Source organism: Candidatus Tisiphia endosymbiont of Nemotelus uliginosus, assembly GCF_964264755.1.
Lineage (GTDB): Bacteria > Pseudomonadota > Alphaproteobacteria > Rickettsiales > Rickettsiaceae > Tisiphia.
This window is the reverse complement of record NZ_OZ183481.1, coordinates 643,611-666,342: the sequence shown is the minus strand read 5'-3', so window position 1 is coordinate 666,342 and position 22,732 is coordinate 643,611. Positions and strand designations below refer to the sequence as shown.

28 protein-coding genes and 1 tRNA gene are annotated in these 22,732 nt (G+C 32.2%); 15 read left to right on the top strand and 14 right to left on the bottom strand.

All coding sequences use genetic code 11. The annotated features are described in order from the left end of the window. Nucleotides 1-35 precede the first annotated feature (35 nt). From ACFELW_RS03465 to ACFELW_RS03455, 3 genes are all read right to left on the bottom strand, one after another. A complete protein-coding gene (locus ACFELW_RS03465; RefSeq protein ID WP_375330443.1) occupies nucleotides 36-2,948 on the bottom strand; it encodes a PD-(D/E)XK nuclease family protein in 2,913 nt (970 codons plus the stop codon). 14 nt (nucleotides 2,949-2,962) lie between these two features. Then, nucleotides 2,963-3,388 carry a DedA family protein gene (locus ACFELW_RS03460; protein ID WP_341759262.1) on the bottom strand — a complete coding sequence of 142 codons (426 nt, stop codon included), beginning with the start codon at nucleotides 3,386-3,388 and terminating at the stop codon, nucleotides 2,963-2,965. A 205-nt stretch (nucleotides 3,389-3,593) separates the two neighbouring features. Further along, nucleotides 3,594-4,562, bottom strand: coding sequence for an Rpn family recombination-promoting nuclease/putative transposase (locus tag ACFELW_RS03455; protein WP_375330442.1), 969 nt, complete (start codon nucleotides 4,560-4,562; stop codon nucleotides 3,594-3,596). Between the two features lie 129 nt (nucleotides 4,563-4,691). Here ACFELW_RS03455 and ACFELW_RS03450 point away from each other — a divergent pair, with 129 nt between their 5' ends. Then, nucleotides 4,692-5,969 carry an MFS transporter gene (locus tag ACFELW_RS03450; protein WP_375330441.1) on the top strand — a complete coding sequence of 426 codons (1,278 nt, stop codon included), beginning with the start codon at nucleotides 4,692-4,694 and terminating at the stop codon, nucleotides 5,967-5,969. 62 nt (nucleotides 5,970-6,031) lie between these two features. Here ACFELW_RS03450 and ACFELW_RS03445 read toward each other — a convergent pair whose 3' ends face one another. The 4 genes from ACFELW_RS03445 to ACFELW_RS03430 form a co-directional block, all read right to left on the bottom strand. Beyond that, a complete protein-coding gene (locus ACFELW_RS03445) occupies nucleotides 6,032-6,337 on the bottom strand; it encodes a helix-turn-helix domain-containing protein (RefSeq protein WP_239832795.1) in 306 nt (101 codons plus the stop codon). 9 nt (nucleotides 6,338-6,346) lie between these two features. After that, the gene (locus ACFELW_RS03440) at nucleotides 6,347-6,691 is read right to left on the bottom strand and encodes a type II toxin-antitoxin system RelE/ParE family toxin (protein WP_239832796.1); all 345 of its coding nucleotides are present in this window, start codon (nucleotides 6,689-6,691) and stop codon (nucleotides 6,347-6,349) included. A gap of 421 nt (nucleotides 6,692-7,112) precedes the next feature. After that, nucleotides 7,113-7,403 carry a type II toxin-antitoxin system RelE/ParE family toxin gene (locus ACFELW_RS03435; protein ID WP_341752935.1) on the bottom strand — a complete coding sequence of 97 codons (291 nt, stop codon included), beginning with the start codon at nucleotides 7,401-7,403 and terminating at the stop codon, nucleotides 7,113-7,115. Then, complete coding sequence (locus tag ACFELW_RS03430) at nucleotides 7,403-7,681, bottom strand: CopG family ribbon-helix-helix protein (protein ID WP_341749151.1); 279 nt, start codon at nucleotides 7,679-7,681, stop codon at nucleotides 7,403-7,405. Before ACFELW_RS03430 ends, ACFELW_RS03435 begins: the two co-directional genes overlap by 1 nt. Nucleotides 7,682-8,009: 328 nt before the next feature. On the opposite strand from ACFELW_RS03430, the gene polA reads away from it, so the two are divergent. Then, nucleotides 8,010-10,646: a DNA polymerase I gene (polA, locus tag ACFELW_RS03425; protein WP_375330440.1), complete on the top strand. Its 2,637-nt coding sequence runs from the start codon at nucleotides 8,010-8,012 to the stop codon at nucleotides 10,644-10,646. A gap of 429 nt (nucleotides 10,647-11,075) precedes the next feature. Here polA and ACFELW_RS03420 read toward each other — a convergent pair whose 3' ends face one another. The 3 genes from ACFELW_RS03420 to ACFELW_RS03410 are packed head-to-tail and all read right to left on the bottom strand — an operon-like array spanning nucleotide 11,076 to nucleotide 12,168. Further along, nucleotides 11,076-11,405 (bottom strand): hypothetical protein, encoded by a 330-nt coding sequence (locus ACFELW_RS03420; RefSeq protein WP_375330439.1) that lies wholly within the window; start codon nucleotides 11,403-11,405, stop codon nucleotides 11,076-11,078. A 38-nt stretch (nucleotides 11,406-11,443) separates the two neighbouring features. Then, on the bottom strand, nucleotides 11,444-11,968 hold the full coding sequence (locus ACFELW_RS03415; RefSeq protein ID WP_375330438.1) for a transposase: 525 nt from the start codon (nucleotides 11,966-11,968) through the stop codon (nucleotides 11,444-11,446). Beyond that, complete coding sequence (locus tag ACFELW_RS03410) at nucleotides 11,959-12,168, bottom strand: hypothetical protein (protein WP_375330437.1); 210 nt, start codon at nucleotides 12,166-12,168, stop codon at nucleotides 11,959-11,961. Before ACFELW_RS03410 ends, ACFELW_RS03415 begins: the two co-directional genes overlap by 10 nt. 72 nt (nucleotides 12,169-12,240) lie before the next feature. On the opposite strand from ACFELW_RS03410, the gene ACFELW_RS03405 reads away from it, so the two are divergent. Continuing rightward, nucleotides 12,241-13,004, top strand: a protein-coding gene (locus ACFELW_RS03405) for an IS5 family transposase (protein ID WP_375329687.1) whose coding sequence is annotated in 2 segments (ribosomal slippage) — nucleotides 12,241-12,598 and nucleotides 12,598-13,004 — 765 coding nt in all. Because the reading frame shifts where the segments join, the coding sequence is not laid out codon by codon here. 401 nt (nucleotides 13,005-13,405) lie between these two features. Here ACFELW_RS03405 and ACFELW_RS03400 read toward each other — a convergent pair. Continuing rightward, nucleotides 13,406-13,531, bottom strand: a complete 126-nt coding sequence (locus ACFELW_RS03400) for a hypothetical protein (RefSeq protein WP_375330436.1) — start codon at nucleotides 13,529-13,531, stop codon at nucleotides 13,406-13,408. Nucleotides 13,532-13,598: 67 nt separating this feature from the next. Between ACFELW_RS03400 and ACFELW_RS03395 the strand changes: the two genes are divergently transcribed. Beyond that, nucleotides 13,599-14,117 carry a helix-turn-helix domain-containing protein gene (locus tag ACFELW_RS03395; protein ID WP_375330435.1) on the top strand — a complete coding sequence of 173 codons (519 nt, stop codon included), beginning with the start codon at nucleotides 13,599-13,601 and terminating at the stop codon, nucleotides 14,115-14,117. Then, complete coding sequence (locus ACFELW_RS03390; RefSeq protein ID WP_375329725.1) at nucleotides 14,104-14,601, top strand: IS630 family transposase; 498 nt, start codon at nucleotides 14,104-14,106, stop codon at nucleotides 14,599-14,601. The genes ACFELW_RS03395 and ACFELW_RS03390 overlap by 14 nt, the downstream gene beginning before the upstream one ends. 76 nt (nucleotides 14,602-14,677) lie before the next feature. Here ACFELW_RS03390 and ACFELW_RS03385 read toward each other — a convergent pair whose 3' ends face one another. Next, nucleotides 14,678-15,448, bottom strand: a complete 771-nt coding sequence (locus ACFELW_RS03385) for an IS110 family transposase (protein ID WP_375330434.1) — start codon at nucleotides 15,446-15,448, stop codon at nucleotides 14,678-14,680. Between the two features lie 307 nt (nucleotides 15,449-15,755). On the opposite strand from ACFELW_RS03385, the gene ACFELW_RS03380 reads away from it, so the two are divergent. From ACFELW_RS03380 to ACFELW_RS03360, 5 genes are all read left to right on the top strand, one after another. Further along, a tRNA-Val gene (locus ACFELW_RS03380) sits at nucleotides 15,756-15,831 on the top strand. Between the two features lie 138 nt (nucleotides 15,832-15,969). Beyond that, on the top strand, nucleotides 15,970-16,647 hold the full coding sequence (locus tag ACFELW_RS03375; protein ID WP_375330433.1) for a hypothetical protein: 678 nt from the start codon (nucleotides 15,970-15,972) through the stop codon (nucleotides 16,645-16,647). A gap of 80 nt (nucleotides 16,648-16,727) precedes the next feature. Continuing rightward, on the top strand, nucleotides 16,728-17,213 hold the full coding sequence (locus tag ACFELW_RS03370; protein WP_375329845.1) for a helix-turn-helix domain-containing protein: 486 nt from the start codon (nucleotides 16,728-16,730) through the stop codon (nucleotides 17,211-17,213). 20 nt (nucleotides 17,214-17,233) lie between these two features. Further along, the gene (locus ACFELW_RS03365; protein WP_375329846.1) at nucleotides 17,234-17,731 is read left to right on the top strand and encodes an IS630 family transposase; all 498 of its coding nucleotides are present in this window, start codon (nucleotides 17,234-17,236) and stop codon (nucleotides 17,729-17,731) included. Beyond that, entirely contained in the window at nucleotides 17,727-17,927 is a 201-nt protein-coding gene (locus ACFELW_RS03360; protein WP_375330504.1) for a portal protein, read from the top strand. The genes ACFELW_RS03365 and ACFELW_RS03360 overlap by 5 nt, the downstream gene beginning before the upstream one ends. Here the strand turns inward: ACFELW_RS03360 and ACFELW_RS03355 are convergent. Next, complete coding sequence (locus ACFELW_RS03355; protein ID WP_375329867.1) at nucleotides 17,924-18,421, bottom strand: IS630 family transposase; 498 nt, start codon at nucleotides 18,419-18,421, stop codon at nucleotides 17,924-17,926. The genes ACFELW_RS03360 and ACFELW_RS03355 overlap by 4 nt on opposite strands. Nucleotides 18,422-18,441: 20 nt before the next feature. Further along, nucleotides 18,442-18,927 (bottom strand): helix-turn-helix domain-containing protein, encoded by a 486-nt coding sequence (locus ACFELW_RS03350; RefSeq protein WP_375329868.1) that lies wholly within the window; start codon nucleotides 18,925-18,927, stop codon nucleotides 18,442-18,444. 105 nt (nucleotides 18,928-19,032) lie between these two features. Between ACFELW_RS03350 and ACFELW_RS03345 the strand changes: the two genes are divergently transcribed. The 5 genes from ACFELW_RS03345 to ACFELW_RS03325 all read left to right on the top strand — a co-directional run bounded on the left by ACFELW_RS03345 (nucleotide 19,033) and on the right by ACFELW_RS03325 (nucleotide 22,713). Beyond that, nucleotides 19,033-19,353: a portal protein gene (locus tag ACFELW_RS03345; RefSeq protein WP_375330432.1), complete on the top strand. Its 321-nt coding sequence runs from the start codon at nucleotides 19,033-19,035 to the stop codon at nucleotides 19,351-19,353. 4 nt (nucleotides 19,354-19,357) lie between these two features. Beyond that, complete coding sequence (locus tag ACFELW_RS03340) at nucleotides 19,358-19,651, top strand: hypothetical protein (RefSeq protein WP_375330401.1); 294 nt, start codon at nucleotides 19,358-19,360, stop codon at nucleotides 19,649-19,651. Nucleotides 19,652-19,674: 23 nt separating this feature from the next. Further along, entirely contained in the window at nucleotides 19,675-20,634 is a 960-nt protein-coding gene (locus tag ACFELW_RS03335) for an Rpn family recombination-promoting nuclease/putative transposase (RefSeq protein ID WP_375330431.1), read from the top strand. A 3-nt stretch (nucleotides 20,635-20,637) separates the two neighbouring features. After that, on the top strand, nucleotides 20,638-21,429 hold the full coding sequence (locus ACFELW_RS03330) for a hypothetical protein (protein WP_375330430.1): 792 nt from the start codon (nucleotides 20,638-20,640) through the stop codon (nucleotides 21,427-21,429). 273 nt (nucleotides 21,430-21,702) lie between these two features. Further along, complete coding sequence (locus tag ACFELW_RS03325) at nucleotides 21,703-22,713, top strand: transposase (RefSeq protein ID WP_375330429.1); 1,011 nt, start codon at nucleotides 21,703-21,705, stop codon at nucleotides 22,711-22,713. Nucleotides 22,714-22,732 lie beyond the last annotated feature (19 nt).

Here is a 22,732-nt window from a genome sequence, read left to right as displayed (position 1 = left end):
TATAGTCAATAGTTCTAGCATTACTTGATATACTATCACCCGTCTCTCCTAGCCAAGTAGGCATAGTCATCGTGTTTTAGTAAATCAATATCATACGAAAAGCTTTTATTCGTTATATAATATTCTAGTAGTCGTATCATACCTTGTTTATGCCTAGCCAACTCTTCTTTAGTGAGTTCTATCTCTAAAGTTTGGATTATTGGCTTTGAGCTAGAAATTTTTACGTAAACAACCTGTTTAACGTTATGGATTTGCATACCAAAACCACCTTCTTGTAACATTAACGCCTCAATTATCAACTGCGGGGATAACCCAGTTTCTATATCTTTTCTACTCGGTAAGCTACCGGTTTTATAATCGATAATGATCGCTGCCCCAAACTCATCTATCTCAATTCTATCAGCCACTCCAATTATTGTTAATTCTTGCCCAGCAATATTTAATGAAATTGCTCCTCTAGTTTCAGAATAAATATATTTACAACCATTTCTACGTTGTTCATCAAATTCAACAAAAGACTCAGCAATAGGCATAAATTTTATTTGCCAAATTTTTTGCGTATAGGTTGGTAAGATAACATCTTGTAACAGATTATTACTAATATCCAATATTAAGCCAATTTTGTTATTCTCTAACTTGTTATAATTTTTCGAATATTGCTCTAAAACCTTATGAACAAAACTACCAAATTCAGATATTTTAGGCTCCTGCCCTACCCTATCTCTACTCCTGACATTCAAAATCTTCTTAGCGTAAAAACTATAAGGATTCCGTATTAACATTTCTATATCAGTAACTGATATTGTATCAGGAAAAATTGGACTATACACATGATTACTACGATTAATTGACTCAACCATATTAATATTAACATTATTTTGTACATCCACTAAGTCACTTTCTGATAAATATGTTAAATAATTTTCTGAAATCAAACTTTGTTGTGCAATAAGTTGCAATTTTAGTAACAAATTCGATGGTAACAAACCAGATTTACCATCCTGTCTTTTTGATCTAGTAATTATTACTTGGGCATTATGCAGAAATAAATAAAAATAATATTGATCGATAGAAGTTCCAACAATCATATGTAATTTTTTTAACGTTTGCTCATTAATCCATTGGCTGATAGATGAGGATGATGACCAGCATCCTTGATTAAAGTCAGTTAAAATTACTAAATCAAATTTAAGTAATATTAAATCTTCTGCTTTACCAATAATTATATTTTTAGAATAATTATTATGAGCAAAATACTTACAATTAGACATTAAACCCTTCAGTAACTTTGGAAAATCTTTTTTATTATCTAAGGTTAAATTACAATTAGTATTTATTAACTCCGATAAAAAATTTGATAATTCAGCAGCTGACTGCTCATGCCAAATATCTCGGTAAAGTTTTTCAGCAATGCTAATCGAGGATTTTAATATTTTAGCAAAATTATTGCCACTATTGCTATAAAGTAAGTTTATTAGCTTCTTAGACCATTCTATTAATTCATTATCATTGATTTTTTCTACTAAAAACAGCATTTGGCTAGATTGCCGGATAAAGCGGTTTTTACCACTCGTTAAAATCTCTAATCTTTGAACTAATTTATGATTAATCAAAGGATGCTTTAATAGTAAAAATAACTTTTTTATATCAAAATCATTACATAATATTTCACTAATGGCAATTATTAGAGAGCTAATTAACGTTTCTGATAAATTATTACCTAGCAAATCTTGGAATTCTAGGGAATATTTGGTCAAAAAATTACAATAAAAATTCTTGGTTGTTTGATTATTGACAATAATAGCTATTTTCTTATCACTAGATTGTTGGCAAAATTGTTGACAAATCAGACTTATTTGCTTTGCCTCTTGAAAAATATCTTCAAGCTCATAATATTTTATATGATCTACGGCTAATCGTTTAGGCTCATCAGGTATACTCGAATGCTTTGAAGAATTGGCTCCGCAAAACTTCGGGGCATTCGCGTGCTCACGTAGTTCATCTACGCTCCGCTCGCTCACCCCTTGTTTTACGTTCCAATTCTCCAGATCATCCGAGTATATATTGTTACAAATTATCCGATCGAAAAGCAAATGATCTGACTGCTGATTACCCAAAAGCTGGGAATCTGATAAATTTTTATTGAGAATTGTCAGTAATTTTTTAAAGTTATATAAGCAATCTTCTTCAGGATTATAGCTATAGTCAAGTTCTCCTAAATTGACTATATCTAGATTCCCGCCTACGCGGGAATGACACATACTAATAGGCGGTAAAATTATAAAACCATCCGGTGAATTAGCAACATTCTTTAAAAAATTCCATGATATGGGATTATGCCCTACTATACCGGCTATTATCAAACTAGTATCAACTCTTTTCAGCCTTGCTATCTCTGCATCCATCATAGTGACCTGATAATTTAGCCGATCTTGCTTTCCTAACAATTTTATCTTATCTTGCCATTCAGAATGGACGTATTTAAGAAATTGATAAATAACACTCCAATGTTGCGATGGATTGATTTTTTCTATTTCATTTACCGAATCTATCGATAAATTATTACCAGCTAGCTGGTAAAATAACTCAGATATTGTTGAACAAAATTGTAAAGATTGGGTTATACTGAATTGTAAATCATGATAATTATGAATGATTTCTGCCAGGATAATTTTTTCTTGCAAAAACGTTATTGGCTGTAAATTTTCTGATGCGATAGCAAAAATTTCTTCACCTTCAGCCATAATATTAGACCAAGGAATAATATTTGGCAAAATCGCAATATGCTGTTTGTTAATCAAAATATTTTGTAAATTCCAACAATCGAAACCACTAGGCAATATAACCTTAAGATTGCTAATAGAATTCTTCTCACTGAAATTATCTAAAATAAAATCAGCTAATATATCTAAAAACGATAATGATGGGTTAATTCTATAGAGGTTCATTAATCCCTTATTAGTTAGATTATATAAATGCTATAGGTATAATAGCATAATTTAATAACACCACTAATAGCTAAAACCCTTATAAAATTTGTTTTAGTAAAACCGGCAATTAAAGGAATAAAATTTCCCCACGATGGTATTAGCATAAACCATAATATAAATATGTTATATTTAAAAAAAAATTGAGATAATAATTGCTGATTAGTATAAATCTGTGCATTTTTAGCAAGATAAAAAACTCTTAATAACATTATACCAAAAAAATAATTTATACTAGTAGCAACTAATGAAGCAATAGTTGCTACAATAAGTATTATTAAATTATTATAAACACCAAACATCTTCATAGAATAAACAATTAGTTCACTATCTAAACTTATAACTAAATTACCTACTAAACTATCAGTAAATAATAGCGAATATGCTTCAAACTGCTCCATAATTCAAACTAGTCTCAGCAATTATAAATTCAAAAATGACAGAGCCTAACAATTCGAGGGTCAGTCATTTTACTCTCTCGATTTGCTCTGCCTTATGTTTAAGTAGCATAGTTTTTGCTATAGCTTTCATTGCTTCAGTTTTACCCTCGACTCTACCTTTGGCTTCAGTCGCTACTAAAGTAACACCTTGCTAATAAGTGCCAGTTTACTGTACTTTCAATAGTTCATTGATTCTTGTAACAGATAATCTAGTCATTCTCGCTACTTCTTCAATAGAGCTACCATTATTTATCATCATTTTTATTAATTTAGCTTCACCCTCGGCTCTACCCTCGGCTCTCCCCTCGGCTCTACCTTTAGCCTCTCCGATTTTAATACCATCCTGTAGCCCTATCTCTATCCCTTCTTCTTTCCATACTTGAGCTATACTAGGCATAAGTTCTTCTCCTTTTTCTTTAGTTAAATTATTTTTTAGTATTTTTTCTAACTCTATTTTATCATTTTGCTCAATAAAGGTCAAAGTATAGCTCAATAGATTTCTTATGTGGTCATGACCTATTGTTATTTTACTCAATTTAGGCAAGAGATAAGAGATTTCTTGCCATCTTTTCAGTAATTGACGTTCGTGGATGTGTTTGAGGAAAAATAAAAAAATCCCAGACCATACTTTTTTCTTGAGTTCTTCATCAGGAATATCATGTACGTTAATAAGCTGACAATCATTTGTCCAAAAGCCTCTGGCTAAATCTGGATGGCTAAATAAATTCCATATATTGAGCGATGCATTATATTTCTTCTTGCCATTATAAAGTATTAGGGGATAAATTACTGGAAGGCTTTTAGCTTTAGGATGATTAGTTAAATATCGATCACAAATATTAATCATATATTTAAATAACCTAAACGCCATCATTTTATCAACAGTACTTTGATGTTCCAATAGCAAAAAAATATAGCCATCCTGATCATTAAACTTAACAGAAAATAATACATCAGAAATAGTTTCAGAAAGGTCTGACTCAATAAAACTATCTTTTTCTAATTTTAAAGATGTACTATCGATTAAAGCCAGCACGTCTTTAGGCAAATGAGTTACCAAAAACTCTTTAGCAACTATAGGATTCTCCATAGATTTGCGAAAGATTTCGTCATGTTTTGGCTTGTCTAGAGTCATAATACCATTTCCCTATTAATTACTTTAGTTATTTCCTACAACCTCCTGTCTATAAAGGTTTGACAAAATACTATTCAATACTATAATTTAAAACCTTAAAATATAACGTTATTATAATTTAAATTTTTTATGAATAAAGCTCTATCCTTGAAAAAACCATTTTTATTATGGTCTCTTGCCAGCATGTTTTTTGCCTTTCAATTTATATTAAGACTTTCGACTGGAATTCTTAGAGAAGAAATTATGCAAAAATTTGCCATTGATACCATAGCATTTGGTACAGTCGCTGGATATTATTATTTAGGTTATGCAGGGATGCAAATACCAATTGGCATAATGCTCGATAAATTTAACTTTAGAATTGTTACATTCATATCTATCTTGGTTACTTCTCTTGGTACTTTAACTTTTGTTGCCAGCGAAAATTTCAATTATTTACTCATTGGTAGATTTATGATTGGAGCTGGTTCTGCTGTTGGGTTTTTATCAGTAGCTAAAATTACTAGAAGCTGTTTTCCAGCTAAATACCACTCCGTAATGCTAGGGCTTTCTTTTACTTTTGGCTTAATTGGAGCAGTATTTGCTATTACTCCAATGAAACTATTATTCACCCATTTTGGTTATGACGTAACTTTTAATAGTTTAGCTGCCATCGGATTTATTATTGGACTAATGATTTTATTGATAAAAAATGATGATGTAAGTAGCAATTCTACTACTACTCTAGATTCCGAATTATCGATATTGAAACTCTTATTAAACCCTACTATTCTGTTAATCGGAATTTTTGGTGGTTTAATGGTAGGAGCATTGGAAGGTTTTGCTGATGTATGGGCTATTCCATTTTTCAAACAAATTTATCAAATGAATGATATGGATAGTAACTTAGCTACCTCATTTGTTTATATAGGGATGTGTCTTGGCGGTCCAATACTTGCTCTTATTGCTAATTTAGTAAAATCATCTGATGCTATAATAACTATCACTGGATTGCTGACAATAGTAATTTTTATCATTCTATTATATTGTCCTTCATTAAATTTCTTTACTAGTAGTTCTTTAATGTTTTTATTAGGAATTTTTTGTTGTTATCAGGTTCTAATCTTTACCATTGTCAGTAACCTTGTTACGGAGAAATCTATTGGACTTGCCGTTGCGATAGTCAATTGTATCAACATGTCTTTTGGGCATTTCTTTCACAAAATTATGAGTTATTTAATCTCTTATAATTGGGACGGCTTACTAAGTGAATCTGGCACTCCTATTTATAGTCACTATGATTTTATTGTGGCAATTTCTATAGTTCCCATTTGTTGTCTTATCGGAATTATCGGCTTTTGCTGTTTGTCTAAAAAGTCAAATAAAATATCAATCAAGGGATTTGTGGAAAAACCTGTTTCAGCCTAACAAACGTCATTGCGAAGAGGCACAAGACGACGAAGTTGATCCAGGAAATTAGTACAAATAATTTAACCTCTTAAAACTTGTTTTACAATTTCAGGTTCCTTTTGAATAATCTTAAGAAGTACCTTTGCTGCCCCAGTTGGTGATCTACGCCCTTGTTCCCAATTACGTAGTGTTGCAATGCTAATTCCAAATGCTGCAGCAAATTGTTTCTGAGTTAGTTTGAGGTGATCTCTTGCCTCATATACATCAATATTTGGTAATGAAATATTGTGTTTTTTTGCTTTTAGCCGACCTTTAGAATATAGGATCGCTTCTTGCATTCCAGCTAGAATACTTTTTTCAGTTCGATTAAATTCTTTTGTACTCATATTTTTTTCCTAATTATATAATTTTATTAAAGTCTTACTCAGGTTTTTTAATTCGTTACAAGTATCCTGACTAATATTCTCCATTTTGCTTTTTATAAAACCAGTTATTAAAAAGACCGGCATATTTTCATTATGATAAAAATAAATTATTCTCATTCCTCCACTTTTACCTTTATTGTTAGTTAGAGCAAATCTTAATTTTCTAATACCACCAGTACCTCTTATTATATTTCCCTGATTAGGATTCGCTGCTATATAGTTAATAATTTCCATACATTCTTTTTCACTCAAGTAATCCTTAGCAAATTTTTGAAATTCTGGAAGTTCAACAATTGAAATAAGTTTTGTATCCATAAAATACACGATATGCCATTGGCATACTTATGTCAAGAGCTAAGTAAGGGAACTGTAAATATTTCTGCAAAGATTTCGCACAAGGCTGTATTTTAATATCTATGTGGGTATAGCCTCATCGGCGTAATCTGTACGAACACGCATAAGCGTCAGCAATTAAGAAAACAATAATTGAGAAACCGTCATTGCGAGGAGACCATAAGGTCACGAAGCAATCAAGAAAAGTGATTAGAAATCGATTGCCACGCCACCTACGGTGGCTCGCTAATAGACGACTTTTCTACTTTATTTTCTTGCTGACGCCTATAAGTAATAGGCGAGCATTAGAGTGACGACGTCACCAACTTCTCATCAATTGACTATAAATCGTAGGTAGCTTCCTAGAATGGCACAACTGTCGAACATTGGTATTTCTTTTTTATTATTTAAATTCTATTTCCTTAGCATGTCTGATATGAACTACATAAATAGTATCATCATATATTCGATATCGTAGTATGTAACCTGATAAGCCAAATCGAATATATAAATCCCTATAATCTATTAGATTAGTCACAGGTTTACCTATTAAAGGAAATTCTATAAGTTTGATAACTGCTTTCTTTATTACTTCTGCCACTCTCTTTGCAGCATTAGGATTATTTTTATCAATGAATTTTCTTAGCCGTACCAAATCTGTAATTGCCGATTCCAACCATACTAATCTTTCCATTAAGGTCTTTCCTCTTCTTTATCGCTTCCCCATCTATCAAGCCACTCAGTTATTTTGTCATTTCCTAAAAATTTACCTTCTTGCATTTCTTGCCAACGCTGTATAGTCTCTTGTTTTAATTGTTCCTCATGTTCCTCTAATTTAAGATAATTAGTAATTGCCTCCTTCATCAGCCAGTGTGTTGAACGTTGCTTAATTTTACCAAGTACTTGCAACCTCTTCTTAATTTGCGGGGCAATTTTAACGCTTACTACAATATTCTCATCAGCTCTTTTCATACGAATTCTCCTTTATAGTATTAAGTATTTATAGGTAATACTATACATTACTTGTTTTGTGTTTGCAATCCATGTTATAGTCAATCGATGAGAGACAACGTTACCAACTTCTCATTATTTATAAAATTATTACTAATAAAGCTTAGTGCAGATTATAATTGTTGTATACTATACTCAAATGATTTGGAGAATTGGAACGTAAAACAAGGGGTGAGCGAGCGGAGCGTACATGAAGTACGTGAGTACGCGAATACCCCGAAGTTTTACGGAGCCAATTCTTCAAAGCAGAAGAGTATACATAAATATAACAATTTGACCTAATAACAAAATGACTAATAAAAATACTTTATTAATAATTGATGGCTACGGATTTATCTTTAGAGCCTACCATGTTCAGCCACCATTAACTTCTCCGAGTGGCTTAGCTGTTGGAGCACTTTATGGTTTTACTTCAATGTTGTTAAAGCTATTGAATGATTTTAAGCCAGAACATGCTATTGTAGTTTTTGATTCTGGTGGTAAGAATTTTCGTCATCAAATTTATCAGCAATATAAAGCAAATAGACCCCCTATACCAGAGGATTTAAAGAGTCAATTACCACTTATTCGCCTTGCAGCAAATAGCCTAAATTTTCCAATGATTGAGAAAGCTGGTTATGAAGCAGATGATATAATTGCCACTTTAGCCCATAAAGCTTCTGCATTACAACAAAATACTATCATTATTTCTTCTGATAAAGATTTAATGCAATTAATTAATTCGCATACTAAAATGTATGACCCAATAAAAGCAAAATATATTTCCGAAGATGACGTGATAGAGAAATTTGGTGTAGAACCAAGTAAAATCAGGGAAGTAATGGCGTTGATCGGCGATAAGTCCGATAATATACCAGGCGTGCCAAGCATTGGTCCTAAAACTGCAGCAACACTTATTAAACAATTTGGTTCATTAGCAGAGCTATTAAATTCACTCGATCAAATCACTAACGATCGCCAGAGAGCAATCATCAGCTCCTCAAAAGATTTAGCCTTAATTTCCTGGCAATTATTTAGTCTAGATTATAATGTTGATATCGATTTAGATTTTAGTTTATTGCAGTATACCCAACCTGATAGCAAACAAATATCTGATTTTCTGGTAGAATATGGTTTTAAATCTCTAAATAAAAGAGTGGAGAACTTATTCCAAATACAAATTACCAACGAATCTTTACCTACTAAGCAAATTATAATTCAAGAAGTTGCTTCGCAACAACAACTTGATGCTATGCTAACTAAGGCAGAAGAATATGGGATTGTCAATATTTATTTATCCGATTACCCTGGGCAAACTCCTTCTATAATTTTATCAATTGATGGTAAATGCTACAATATTAAGTTTATTGCTAAAATTTCTGGCAATATGTCTGATTTACTTGCTTACGATTTTCGTCAAAATTACCTAGAACAATGGTTTATGGCTGATATTCTTCAATTGCTAAAAAATAAATCTATTAAGAAAATCATCTATAAGCTTAAATCATTATTAAAATTCTTTATCGATAATGAAGTATATTCATGTGAAGATCTTGAACTAATGCAATATCTGATTTCTGCTGGCAAGCCTCAGAAGAATCCATTTGATGGAATACAGCAGGATAGTTTAGACAATTTAGCGAGAGTAGTTACCGGCTTTAGTGATAATTACCAAAAACTGTTGCTAGAACTAAAAGATAACCATGCCTTAACACTATATCGAGATATTGATTTACCTTTATGTTATATAATAGATAAAATGGAAAAAATTGGGGTTAAGGTCAATTCACCATATCTTAAACAATTATCGGATGAATTTGGCAGTGAAATTACTCAATTAGAACATAATATTTTTGCTATTACCGGAACAAAGTTTAACATCGCTTCACCAAAGCAACTGGGGGAAATTTTATTTGAAAAAATGCAATTACCCTTTGGTAAATTGTCATCAAAAGCAAAATCTTATTCTACTAGTGCAGAAATTCTTGAAAAAATTAGCGAAAGTGGCTTTGCTATTGCTGATTTATTGCTAAAATGGCGTCACTTTACTAAATTAAAAAATACCTATACGGATAGTTTACCTATGCAAGTAAATCCGATAACTCATAGGGTGCATACAACATTTTTACAAACTTCAACTAGTACTGGTAGGCTTAGTTCTCAAGAACCCAATTTACAAAATGTACCAATTCGCTCGAAAGAAGGTAATAAAATCAGAGCAGCTTTTATTGCAGAAGATAAGCATAAATTAATTTCAGCGGACTATTCACAGATTGAACTGCGAATATTAAGTAGCATGGCAGATATACCTTCTTTAAAACAAGCTTTTGTTAATGGTGAGGATATTCATAGTAAAACCGCTTGTAATATATTTAAAATTACTAAAGAGCAGTTAACTTCCGAACATCGGCATAAAGCAAAAGCTATAAATTTTGGCATTATCTATGGTATTAGTGCTTTTGGACTAGCAAAGCAGTTACATATTAGCTCTACACAAGCAGCTGAATATATAAAGAAATATTTTGAAGAATATCCAGAAATTCAAAAATATATGGAATATACAAAAAACTACGCCAGAGAGCATGGTTATGTCCTGAATCTCTTCGGACGAAAGTGCTTTATTCCCTTAATCTATGATAAAAAACATTCCTTACAGCAATTTGCCGAAAGGGCAGCAATCAACGCTCCAATCCAAGGGACTAGTGCCGACATAATCAAAATAGCGATGATTGATCTTGACCGTAAAATGCAACAACTAAAATTGAAAACCAAGCTAATCTTACAAATCCACGACGAATTACTTTTTGAATCGCCCATTGATGAAGTAGAATTAGCGACACAACTAATTAAAACTACTATGGAAAATTCATCTAAATTAATGGTTCCGCTCATTGTCGAAACCAAGGTAGGAGATAATTGGATAAATATGCATACTATAGTCAATTAATCTGAATTAGTACCGAATAAGCACCCATCATGTTGTCCTTGCGAGTGAGCCATTTTAGTGACGACGCGGCAATCCATTCCTGAGCATTTTTTAAATTGCTTCGTCGACTACGCCTACTCGCGACTTATCTTCCAGATAGAGAGGAGCAAAAATTATGCTACGAGACGGGATTAGTATACGGCACAATGTCTAAAAAATTAAATTTTCTTTACTGACTACATGTTATCATTTGCAGATTTTGTCATTTGGGGCATTTTGAGATCAAATAAATTAAATAAATCTTGCTGAGATTGTGTTAATTTTGGTAATCTTGCAACGACGCAACCTTTTATATTGTAATATAAAAAAGCCCTTTCGTTCTGCTGCCTTTCCTTAGAAATATCGGTTGTACTTCTAGTAATCTTGTCTTCATACTGCTAAAATTTGCTTCTACTTCATGTCAAAGACAAACAATTCTTTCTTCTTATCCTGGTCAATTTCAACCACTATTTGGTTACTGTCTAATTTTAGGTTGATAAATTTATCTATTCGCCATTCTTTAGCAATTTTTTGAATATTATTTAAACCAATTTCTGGTTTTGCTCGCTTATGGGTTGATACAGATATATGACGCTCTCCTACCTTTGTAATCAGTTTTTCAATTCTGTTATTCCTATCAAATTCAAGTTTTCTGGCTATAGAACCATTTTTTCTTAAAATATATCTTTTACCATTACTGATTACTTCGCATAGTTGATCTTCAAAAAAATCATACTGCAAAACCCCTCTTTTCTCTAATCCTTCAATTTCAACCTTACTTAAGTTGGTAATGTAATCCCATCCCTCTTTGGTAATAGCCTCTTTACATGCCCCCTAATCATTCCTTTGTCACCAACAAAGACGATATTCTTAATGCCGAAATTAGATTTTACTAGTTCAATCTGAACATAAATAGTAGAAGGATCGGCACTATTACCCTTAAATACTCTAACAGCCAAAGGTTCACCATGATCATCAGTCAGCAGACCAATAACGATTTGCTTTTTGCCTTTCTTTTTGTCTCGGTTGTAGCCATATTCTTCAAGCTCATTCTCTGTTCCTTCGAAATAGCTTGAAGTGATATCATATAAAAGCATAACAGGAGGAGTGTTATTTTGCTTTTGATAAGTTTTAAATAATTTCATTTCTATCTTTTCCTGATTCTCTTCTAGCCATTCCAGAGCCTGATATAGATGGTTTTCATCAAATGAATCAACGGATAAAATATTGGGTATAGCATGACCTTTTGCCCATTTTACGCTGGAAAGCCTAGAACCTTGATAAGCAAAACGTGCTAAAACCAAAACAAACTTAGAAGAGCCAGCCTATTTTTAGTACCAAGAGCCTTGGTAATACCAATTTCATCAGCAATTCTTTTTAGCAAAAAAATAGTTCCAAAACTTTCACCAATTTCCAGTACCCCCTCTAAACCATCAAATTCACCTTTAAGCATTTTTTTAAAAGCTTCAATACGCAAGTTATCCCAACTAGGGTATGTCGTCACGAGATTGTGATTGCATAATTTTATGTGATTTGTTATTATAATTGTAGTAATAAAAATAGGCGATAAGAAGCAATGAGTTTAGCACATAGAAGACATGATATAAGCGATGAGCTTTGGAATAAGATAGAAAGTAATTTACCTGGTCAGAAAGGTTGTTGGGGAGGTATTGCAAGAGACAATAGAACTTTTATAAATGCAGTGATGTGGATATTTAGAACGGGAGCTCCATGGAGAGATTTGCCTCCTGATTATGGCAATTGGAAGAATGTACACAGAAGATTCTGTAGATGGCGTGATAATGGGATATGGGAGAATTTGCTAAATATTTTTATAAATGCTCCTGATTTTGAATGGTTAATGATAGATTCTACATTTGTAAAAACTCACAAAGCAGGACTTGGAGCGAAAGGCGGGAATCAAACGGTTAGTCGCACAAAAGGGGGCTCAATACAAAGGTACATATGGCCGTGGATGCGTATGGTATGCCGGTCAGAATTATTGTTACAGAAGGTTCCAGAAATGATTGTACTCAAGCTTGTGAGTTAATCCAGAATATGGAGGCACAACATCTTATGGCTGATAAAGCTTACGATACAAACGCCATAATAGAATCGGCTGTGAATGCAAACATAATTCCTGTAATACCATCAAAAAGAAACAGGAAGATTCAAAGAGAGATAGATAAATATCTATATAAGCTAAGGCACATTATTGAAAATACATTTCAAAAATTTAAAGAATGGCGTGGTATAGCAACAAGATATGCTAAAAATACAAAATCATACATGGCGGGTCTTTGTTTAAGGGCTTTACTAATGTGGGCTCAAATCTCGTGACGACATATCCTAGTCAAATTAGCTAGAGTTTTATTTAATATTTTTCCACCTTCACGATAGGAAGTGCGAAGCAATATTGCAGGGCGAGAATTTCTGTTTGGAACGATTGTAATATACATGAAAGAGATTATATCTCTGGAACCTGATAATATGAAACAAAAAATATCATTTACATGACTACAAATCCTATAACAAAATCCTTACAAACCTCTTTACATTAACATTCTTAGCACTTTTCTATCTCGAAGATAAGTCGCGTACATAGACGATTGTTACGGAGCAGAGGCAAATTTCGACGACAAAATCACCAACTAGATTGACTTATGCAGGAAGTATACAAAAATACAAGTCGTAATTTCATCTGACAATTACCTTGTAACAAGGTCTATGAATCTACCGTCTTAAAAGTCAAGAGTAAATTCTTTATTATTTTTTAACATAGCATTTAAACAAATAATAATTTTTCTCATTACCGCCACTAAAGCAATTTTTGCAGACTTACCAGCAGCAATAATACCAATTCCCAAATTTAATTTAGTATAAAGATGAGAAAAATAGGTTATAATGTAAAAGATAGATAAAATTAGGAATGTAATGGGTACTCATCAAAAATTAATAACAGAAGATTTATACAAACAGGCTATAGCTCAACTTGCAAGTACGAACAAAGAGAATAGGATCACTATTAGGTTAAGAGCTATAGTAGCTGCAAAAGAACATGGTATTGGTATGGTGTCTAAAATATTTGATATCACAACTAATACGCTAAGAAACTGGATAAAAAGCTTTGCCCAAGGCGATGATAAAAATCTTGAATATAAAAAAGGTAGGGGAAGGAAAAGCGATTTAACGGAAAGCTGCTATGAAGCAATAAACAAATGGATACAAGAAGATTGTAACATAACAATAAAAAGTATCGTCATAAAACTTAAAGAAAATTTGGGAATTAATGTAAGTAAATCGGCTGTACACAGGGCATTGCACAAGCTTAAGTTTGCGTACATTACTCCAAGACCAGTGCATTACAAACAGAATAAAGAAACTCATGAACAGTTTAAAAAAAATTCAAGAAAAAATAACAAGCAATCCAAGAAGTTTTTTGTATTTCTTTGATGAATCGCGTTTTGGAACTCATTCTAAATTAGGTCATGGTTGGTTTCGCAAAGGTATCAGAACTCAAGTTAAAATCAAAATAGGTTTTCAGAATTTTTATGTTTACAGTGCTGTTAACCCAATAACAGGAGATGATTTTAGCTTAATGATGCCAAATGTTAATACTATGTCTTTGAACATGTTTCTTGCGGAAATGTCTAAACATATAGGCGATCAAAAAGCCATTGTTGTTATGGATTGTGCTGGATGGCATAAGGCTAAGGACTTAGTGGTTCCTGCTAATATAGAAATTCTTTATTTGCCACCATATTCTCCTGAATTAAATCCTGCGGAGCGATTATGGGAACATTTAAAGTCTGAGACTATAAAGAATAAAGTATACAATACAATTGAACAATTAGAAATAGTAGTATCTTCCTCTATTAAAAATTTAAATACCTTGCTAATTCAATCTATTTGTTGCATGAATCATTTACTAAATTAAATTCGGGAATTGGTATAAGACGATTATAAACTAATTTTATTTTTTCGTTATATCTAACTGCAACTAAAGCCACCATTTACAGTGCCTTTCTGACAAAGAATCTGCCCCCATTAATGTGTGCCTTCCCTGTCATTTTACCACTTTGAAAAGTCCTAGGAGCTACCCCAACCAAATTTGCAATTTGCTTGTGATTAAATTTTCCAAGCTCTGGTAATTCTATCAACAATACACTAGCTATCTTTTGACCAACACCCTTATAGCTGGTTAATAAATTACTCTTGGATTTTAAAACTGGATCATCATTTATTATTTGTTCAATATCTTTTCTAACTCCAACAAGTTGTTTTTTAGTAAAATCAATTTGGTTTTGAAGATAAGCTTTTGCTTTATCTTTAGTATGATCAAGTCTGCATTTATTAGTATTTAAATAATTTTCTAGATTATGTTCCATGGAACGTAGCTCTTTCAAATGTTGCTCTTGCTCAGATATGAATTCATCACCTTTTTCTTCTTCAGCAACAAACTTAGCATAATTTTCTAGTAAGATAGCATCTAGTTTATCAGTTTTTGCAAAATGACCTTTAACTTTTGCAAGAACATGTACTTTATTTGGGTGAACTCTGTGTACAGGTACGCTATATTCTTGTAGAATACGCATGGTGCTACTTTCATAACCTCCTGTAGATTCCAATACACATAGCACAGCTTTGCAACCCATGATATACTTATTATAAAAGGTTGATAGGGCTTCCTTACTGTTAGCTATTTTATAGTGTTTACCTGCAATTGAGATATCAAGGGTTTCCTTAGAGACGTCTATTCCTATAAATATTTCTTTGTTATTCATTTTTATTCTCTTTTCTAATATAATTACCTTTACCTTAAGTATTTTTTACTTGATTGTAAATTCGATCTTTTCCTATCACGCTACCGTCCGTATTTTACTTAAGTTCACCTACAAGGAGGTACCTTAGATTCACTCGGTCTCTCTTAACCTATCACACGATCGGTATCACTCCTTGCTTTTACTCTAGTTCTTTAAAGACTTATTTCAAGATACAATCACACAATTTATATCTAAAAATTAAATAATTTTAGAAATAACTTGATTTTTCTGAGGAAATGGGGCAATATCTGCCTTAAGCTAAAGAAGCGGGCGATTAGCTCAGTTGGTAGAGCATCTCGTTTACACCGAGAATGTCGGGAGTTCAAGTCTCTCATCGCCCACCATATACCTCTAGGCTTTCAGTTTTTTTATAATCTTAATAACCATTTCATATGTAACTCATATGTCACTTCTCAGACAAAAATCCTGAAATTTGACCTACAAAAAAATCTATTTTTAACCCTATTACAAGGGGAGAAAATATGACAAAATCATTAATTTCTCCTAACGCTTCAGTTGCAAATCCTGATGTTATCTTTTATAATTTCGTTGGTAATTTCATCCCACCTGAATGGCGAAACCTTACTAATAATTGTGGTAAGCAATTAAGTAAAACTTCTCGTCAACTTCTGTCTTTGATAGTTTCTCGCCTACAGATTTATCAAAAAGATAAACTATCGGAAGAATTACAAGAAGGCTATCATTTTTTCGAAAAAGAGCTAGGAGTTTGTCAAAAACGGGTTAAACAATGTCTAACAGAATTACAAACAAGTGGGTTCATTGATCACTCTTTAATTACTACGATCAAACATAACCTAAAATGCCGCTATATTCTATGTATCAGAATTCTTAAAAAATTTATAAGTTTTCGTAAAGCTAATGATAATTCTTATCACTCTGATTGTATAAATATTCAATCTAGCCATAAAAATATTTCACTTCAACCGGAAAAAAATTACCACTCAACTGTAAAAAAATCAAAAAAAAATACATCTATATATATATCTATAATATCTAGATGCGGTAAAAAGGATTGTTTTTGTGGACAAAATTGTGGACAAAGTTTGCCAGAGCTTGAATCAACTAAGGAGCAAAGCTTTAATTTGCCGCAGGAGGTAAAGGTAAAAAGAGGTGAACAAAATTTACCAGAGCTTAAGTAATACCAATTCCCAAATTTAATTTAGTATAAAGATGAGAAAAATAGGTTATAATGTAAAAGATAGATAAAATTAGGAATGTAATGGGTACTCATCAAAAATTAATAACAGAAGATTTATACAAACAGGCTATAGCTCAACTTGCAAGTACGAACAAAGAGAATAGGATCGCTATTAGGTTAAGAGCTATAGTAGCTGCAAAAGAACATGGTATTGGTATGGTGTCTAAAATATTTGATATCACAACTAATACGCTAAGAAACTGGATAAAAAGCTTTGCCCAAGGCGATGATAAAAATCTTGAATATAAAAAAGGTAGGGGAAGGAAAAGCGATTTAACGGAAAGCTGCTATGAAGCAATAAACAAATGGATACAAGAAGATTGTAACATAACAATAAAAAGTATCGTCATAAAACTTAAAGAAAATTTGGGAATTAATGTAAGTAAATCGGCTGTACACAGGGCATTGCACAATCTTAAGTTTGCGTACATTACTCCAAGACTAGTGCATTACAAACAGAATAAAGAAACTCATGAACAGTTTAAAAAAAAATTCAAGAAAAAATAACAAGCAATCCAAGAAGTTTTTTGTATTTCTTTGATGAATCGCGTTTTGGAACTCATTCTAAATTAGGTCATGGTTGGTTTCGCAAAGGTATCAGAACTCAAGTTAAAATCAAAATAGGTTTTCAGAATTTTTATGTTTACAGTGCTGTTAACCCAATAACAGGAGATGATTTTAGCTTAATGATGCCAAATGTTAATACTATGTCTTTGAACATGTTTCTTGCGGAAATGTCTAAACATATAGGCGTTCAAAAAGCCATTGTTGTTATGGATTGTGCTGGATGGCATAAGGCTAAGGACTTAGTGGTTCCTGCTAATATAGAAATTCTTTATTTGCCACCATATTCTCCTGAATTAAATCCTGCGGAGCGATTATGGGAGCATTTAAAGTCTGAGACTATAAAGAATAAAGTATACAATACAATTGAACAATTAGAAATAGTAGTATCTTCCTCTATTAAAAATTTAAATACCTTGCTAATTCAATCTATTTGTTGCATGAATCATTTACTAAATTAAATTCGGGAATTGGTATAAGGCGTTCTATATCGATATATTCAGGATGCAAAAGGAAAATAAAGAAATGACTGCCACCGAGGTACAAATTAGAACGGAGGAACAATATCGTTTAATGTCTCCAATGGTTGGTAGAATCGAGAGTGAGTTGTTAAATCCGTTAATTATGGCGATATATCATACCAATTCCCGAATTTAATTTAGTAAATGATTCATGCAACAAATAGATTGAATTAGCAAGGTATTTAAATTTTTAATAGAGGAAGATACTACTATTTCTAATTGTTCAATTGTATTGTATACTTTATTCTTTATAGTCTCAGACTTTAAATGCTCCCATAATCGCTCCGCAGGATTTAATTCAGGAGAATATGGTGGCAAATAAAGAATTTCTATATTAGCAGGAACCACTAAGTCCTTAGACTTATGCCATCCAGCACAATCCATAACAACAATGGCTTTTTGAACGCCTATATGTTTAGACATTTCCGCAAGAAACATGTTCAAAGACATAGTATTAACATTTGGCATCATTAAGCTAAAATCATCTCCTGTTATTGGGTTAACAGCACTGTAAACATAAAAATTCTGAAAACCTATTTTGATTTTAACTTGAGTTCTGATACCTTTGCGAAACCAACCATGACCTAATTTAGAATGAGTTCCAAAACGCGATTCATCAAAGAAATACAAAAAACTTCTTGGATTGCTTGTTATTTTTTCTTGAATTTTTTTTTAAACTGTTCATGAGTTTCTTTATTCTGTTTGTAATGCACTGCTCTTGGAGTAATGTACGCAAACTTAAGCTTGTGCAATGCCCTGTGTACAGCCGATTTACTTACATTAATTCCCAAATTTTCTTTAAGTTTTATGACGATACTTTTTATTGTTATGTTACAATCTTCTTGTATCCATTTGTTTATTGCTTCATAGCAGCTTTCCGTTAAATCGCTTTTCCTTCCCCTACCTTTTTTATATTCAAGATTTTTATCATCGCCTTGGGCAAAGCTTTTTATCCAGTTTCTTAGCGTATTAGTTGTGATATCAAATATTTTAGACACCATACCAATACCATGTTCTTTTGCAGCTACTATAGCTCTTAACCTAATAGCGATCCTATTCTCTTTGTTCGTACTTGCAAGTTGAGCTATAGCCTGTTTGTATAAATCTTCTGTTATTAATTTTTGATGAGTACCCATTACATTCCTAATTTTATCTATCTTTTACATTATAACCTATTTTTCTCATCTTTATACTAAATTAAATTTGGGAATTGGTATCAAACGCTGATCAAATATAATAGAGTGCCGATCTTAGAAGGAGCAAATAGCCCGCCCGAGATAGAGATTGAATATGTTTCACCATTATCCAGGGTCCAGAAAACATCAGCAATATCAAGCGTTGAGCAAGTATTAGGTTTCTTCCAAAGAAGTGGAATCAGTAACTTTTTTCCTGAGATTTATGATAATATCAACTGGGATGAATGTTTTAAACTATTTTTTGAGCTGCGAGGCTCCCCAAACTCAATCCTCAAGAATGAGCAAGAAGTATTACAAATAAGACAACAACGTAAGATGATGCAAATGCAACAGTTACAACAGCAACAACAGATACAAGGGCAATGATCAAATGAAACTATCAATTAACTCATCATCCCCACCAAATTTACTAACAAAAGAGCAATTAAAATCAATTTATTTGAAGCTTTTTAGTGGAGAAGATGGTAAAATAATATTAGAGGATTTAGCTCAGATGAGCGGCATATATCGTAGCAATTTCGTTCGGCAAGAAAGTGATTACACTGCCTTTCTTGAAGGGCATCGAGCATTGTTCCTATATATATGCTCACAGGCTTCAGAAGATAATGGAGTTAATAATATTGATGGTGCTAAAATGAACCAGATAAATAAAGGCAACATTTAGTAATAATTAAGAGGTTATATTATATGTTTTTATCAAAATTTCTTGACCCTAAAAATGATTTTTGTTTTCGCCAAATTTTTGGTACTGAAAAGAATAAAGATATACTTGTTCATTTTTTAAATGATGTCCTAAAGTTTGAAGGTAATGAGCAAATAACTAATGTGGAATTTTTGCCAACTATCCAAGACCCTGATATTATTAAGTACAGAAAGTCTATTGTTGACGTACTATGCAAAGATCAACATGGTAATCAATTCATAGTAGAGATGCAGGTAAGTGAACATAAAGGATTTGAGAAAAGAGCCCAATATTATGCTGCTAAAGCATATTCTAAGCAAATACTCAAAGAAGATGAAAACCATAAAAAGTTGGCAGTATACGCTAAATTAAAAGGAGTAATATTTTTAGCAATAGCAGATTTTGTGATGTTTGACGATAAAAAACATTGGAAATCAAAACATTGTATTTTAGATACAAAGACCTATGCCAATGATTTAAAAGATTTTCATTTTGTTTTTTTAGAACTTGAGAAATTTAATAAAACTATTAATGAGCTGGAAACTATTGAAGAGAAGTGGATGTACTTTTTTAAGCATGCAGGGGATAGTACATTAACCTTAACAGATATAGAGCATTTAATAGGTAAGGATGAAATTATTAGGAGAGCTTTTGAGGCTGTAGACCAAGCTAGCTGGTCAGAAGCAGAACTTAACACTTATGAGGAAATAACTAAAGCCCGTCTTGATAATTTAGCGGTAGAGCAGCAAAAAATTGAAGATGCTGAAGCTAGAGGTAAAGCTGAAGGCAAGGCTGAGGGCAAGGCTGAAGGCAAGGCTGAAGGGAAAACTGAAGAAAAAATAGCCACGGCAAAAGAAATGTTAATTGATAATGAACCAATAGAAAAAATAGTTAAATATACAAAACTAACCATTGAAGAAGTAGAGAAGTTAAAAGAAGAAATAGAACAGTCAAAAGAAGAATAACCTATGAGCAAAGAAGTAATTGCTAATAACTATGAAGCTAACAATACTTCCTCTGGTAATGACTGGTTAGCTAATATGCCGGAGGAAATACGTAAAGCTGAGTCATTGGGTAAATTCAAGGATGTCTCATCTTTAGCTCAGAGCTATTTAGAGGCAGAGAAGAGCTTAAATCAGCGAGTCGCTGTGCCAAAAGATGACAGCTCTGATGAAGAATGGCATAAATTCTATTGTCGGCTTGGATTGCCTGAAGATAAGAAATATACTGATAAACGATCCAAGGAAGATGAGGAGTATTTAACTCGTTATGAGGACATGTTTTACCAAAGCGGATTATCTAAAAGGCAAGGTGAAAAGCTACTTAATTCTTTGTATGGTTTTTCGCAGGATTTGCAGAAACAGCAACAAAGTGCTATCGAGCAAACACGTAACTCTCACATTGATTGGCTAAAAAATACTTATGGTAATGCCTTTGATAATAAAATGACAGTGATGCAGGCAGCCTTATCTAAGTTTGGTACTAAGGAATTGGCTGGATTAATTGAAGATTCGCATTATGCACCAGCTTTAGTAGATTTATTAGTACGAGTCGGTGAAACTTTAAAATCTGACTCGTTAGTAACTGGTAAAGAGCTACCTGGCATTAACAGCCGAGAGGCGGCATTGTCAGAGATAGATAAACTTGATTCTGACCCCGAGTTTGTGGTAAAATTAAAGACTAAAGACCATACGGGACATGAGCAAGCTGTTAAACGTATGCAACAATTATATAAAATCGCTTATGATAAAGAACAATGAAAAATAACATAAATTAACGTAACCAACCAATCATTAAAGTCATGAAGTAGGTGACAACTCATTTTAAGGCTGCAACTTCGCAATAACCTATTATAAAAGAGCCACTAATAGCATAATACTCTTCTGCTTTGAAGAATTGGCTCCGTAAAACTTCGGGGAATTCGTGTACTCACGTACTAAATGCCACACTACTGGACAAAAATGTAGGAAGGGTTGAAAAGGCTAGCAAATAGAATATTTTAGATATGATACACAAAAAATCTTAGGTATTCTATGTTGCTAGCCAAGTTATTATTTAATCATTTTAAGATGATAAATTCAATATCTAATACATTTAAAGGCATAATAAAATCGTTAATTTTATGTCAAGGTAGTAAATATAAAAATATGGCAGAGGAAATAGAAGGAAATACTTTGTTAGATTCAAAAATAAAATCTGTATATAGATTTTTAGAAAAAGATTTTATTAATATTGATGATTATTACAAATTTATGACCCCTCTTCTTCCTGAAGGTAAAGTTATATTATCATTAGATAGGACTACTTGGGAGTTAGGAAAAGAGATTAGAAATATATTAGTATTATCCTATGATAAAATTGCTATGTCGTTAATCTATAAAATAATTCCTTACAGAGATACATGTACGGCTGATGATCAAGTTGAAGTAGTCGAAAAATTTATCGAAAAATTCGGGGTAGCTAGAATAGATGTAATTACTGGAGATAGAGAGTTTGATAATGAAAAATTAATAACTTATTTAAACAGTAAATCTATTAATTATGCTTTAAGGATTAGAAAAACAAATAGAATAATGAATAAGGAAGGAGAATGGATTAAAGTTGTTAATCTTCAAAAGAGCAAAATACTAAATCTAGAAACACAGTTTTATTCTATACCAATAAAATTAGATCATATCAAATTAGAGAGCGGAGAATATTTATCGGTAGTATATAGTAGAAATATGAGCAACGGGGCTAAAATATATCGACGAAGATGGGATATCGAGACGGCATTTAAAGGATGCAAGAGTAATGGGTTTCGAATGGAGGATAGCCATATAAAGGACAAAGTGAGATTTGAAAGTTTTATTAAATGCATATTTATATCTTATGCGATAGCTATAAAAATAGGGTCAATTGAAGAACTAAAACAACCAGTTAAAATGAAGAAAACATTAGGGTGCAGGGCTTATTCCGTACTTCAATTAGGAATAAAATTAATTAAACAATCTTATAGTTGTTTTAAATATTCTCTTGATTCAGTTATTATAAAATTGCTTTAATTATATGATTTGCAATCAA

Bases quoted from the DNA above. Each gene is read 5' to 3' on its own strand.
- ACFELW_RS03465 (WP_375330443.1), bottom strand. From the start codon at position 2,948: ATGAACCTCTATAGAATTAACCCATCATTATCGTTTTTAGATATATTA.
- ACFELW_RS03460 (WP_341759262.1), bottom strand. From the start codon at position 3,388: ATGGAGCAGTTTGAAGCATATTCGCTATTATTTACTGATAGTTTAGTA.
- ACFELW_RS03455 (WP_375330442.1), bottom strand. From the start codon at position 4,562: ATGACTCTAGACAAGCCAAAACATGACGAAATCTTTCGCAAATCTATG.
- ACFELW_RS03450 (WP_375330441.1), top strand. From the start codon at position 4,692: ATGAATAAAGCTCTATCCTTGAAAAAACCATTTTTATTATGGTCTCTT.
- ACFELW_RS03445 (WP_239832795.1), bottom strand. From the start codon at position 6,337: ATGAGTACAAAAGAATTTAATCGAACTGAAAAAAGTATTCTAGCTGGA.
- ACFELW_RS03440 (WP_239832796.1), bottom strand. From the start codon at position 6,691: ATGGATACAAAACTTATTTCAATTGTTGAACTTCCAGAATTTCAAAAA.
- ACFELW_RS03435 (WP_341752935.1), bottom strand. From the start codon at position 7,403: ATGGAAAGATTAGTATGGTTGGAATCGGCAATTACAGATTTGGTACGG.
- ACFELW_RS03430 (WP_341749151.1), bottom strand. From the start codon at position 7,681: ATGAAAAGAGCTGATGAGAATATTGTAGTAAGCGTTAAAATTGCCCCG.
- polA (WP_375330440.1), top strand. From the start codon at position 8,010: ATGACTAATAAAAATACTTTATTAATAATTGATGGCTACGGATTTATC.
- ACFELW_RS03395 (WP_375330435.1), top strand. From the start codon at position 13,599: ATGGGTACTCATCAAAAATTAATAACAGAAGATTTATACAAACAGGCT.
- ACFELW_RS03385 (WP_375330434.1), bottom strand. From the start codon at position 15,448: ATGAATAACAAAGAAATATTTATAGGAATAGACGTCTCTAAGGAAACC.
- ACFELW_RS03375 (WP_375330433.1), top strand. From the start codon at position 15,970: ATGACAAAATCATTAATTTCTCCTAACGCTTCAGTTGCAAATCCTGAT.
- ACFELW_RS03370 (WP_375329845.1), top strand. From the start codon at position 16,728: ATGGGTACTCATCAAAAATTAATAACAGAAGATTTATACAAACAGGCT.
- ACFELW_RS03350 (WP_375329868.1), bottom strand. From the start codon at position 18,927: ATGGGTACTCATCAAAAATTAATAACAGAAGATTTATACAAACAGGCT.
- ACFELW_RS03340 (WP_375330401.1), top strand. From the start codon at position 19,358: ATGAAACTATCAATTAACTCATCATCCCCACCAAATTTACTAACAAAA.
- ACFELW_RS03335 (WP_375330431.1), top strand. From the start codon at position 19,675: ATGTTTTTATCAAAATTTCTTGACCCTAAAAATGATTTTTGTTTTCGC.
- ACFELW_RS03330 (WP_375330430.1), top strand. From the start codon at position 20,638: ATGAGCAAAGAAGTAATTGCTAATAACTATGAAGCTAACAATACTTCC.
- ACFELW_RS03325 (WP_375330429.1), top strand. From the start codon at position 21,703: ATGTTGCTAGCCAAGTTATTATTTAATCATTTTAAGATGATAAATTCA.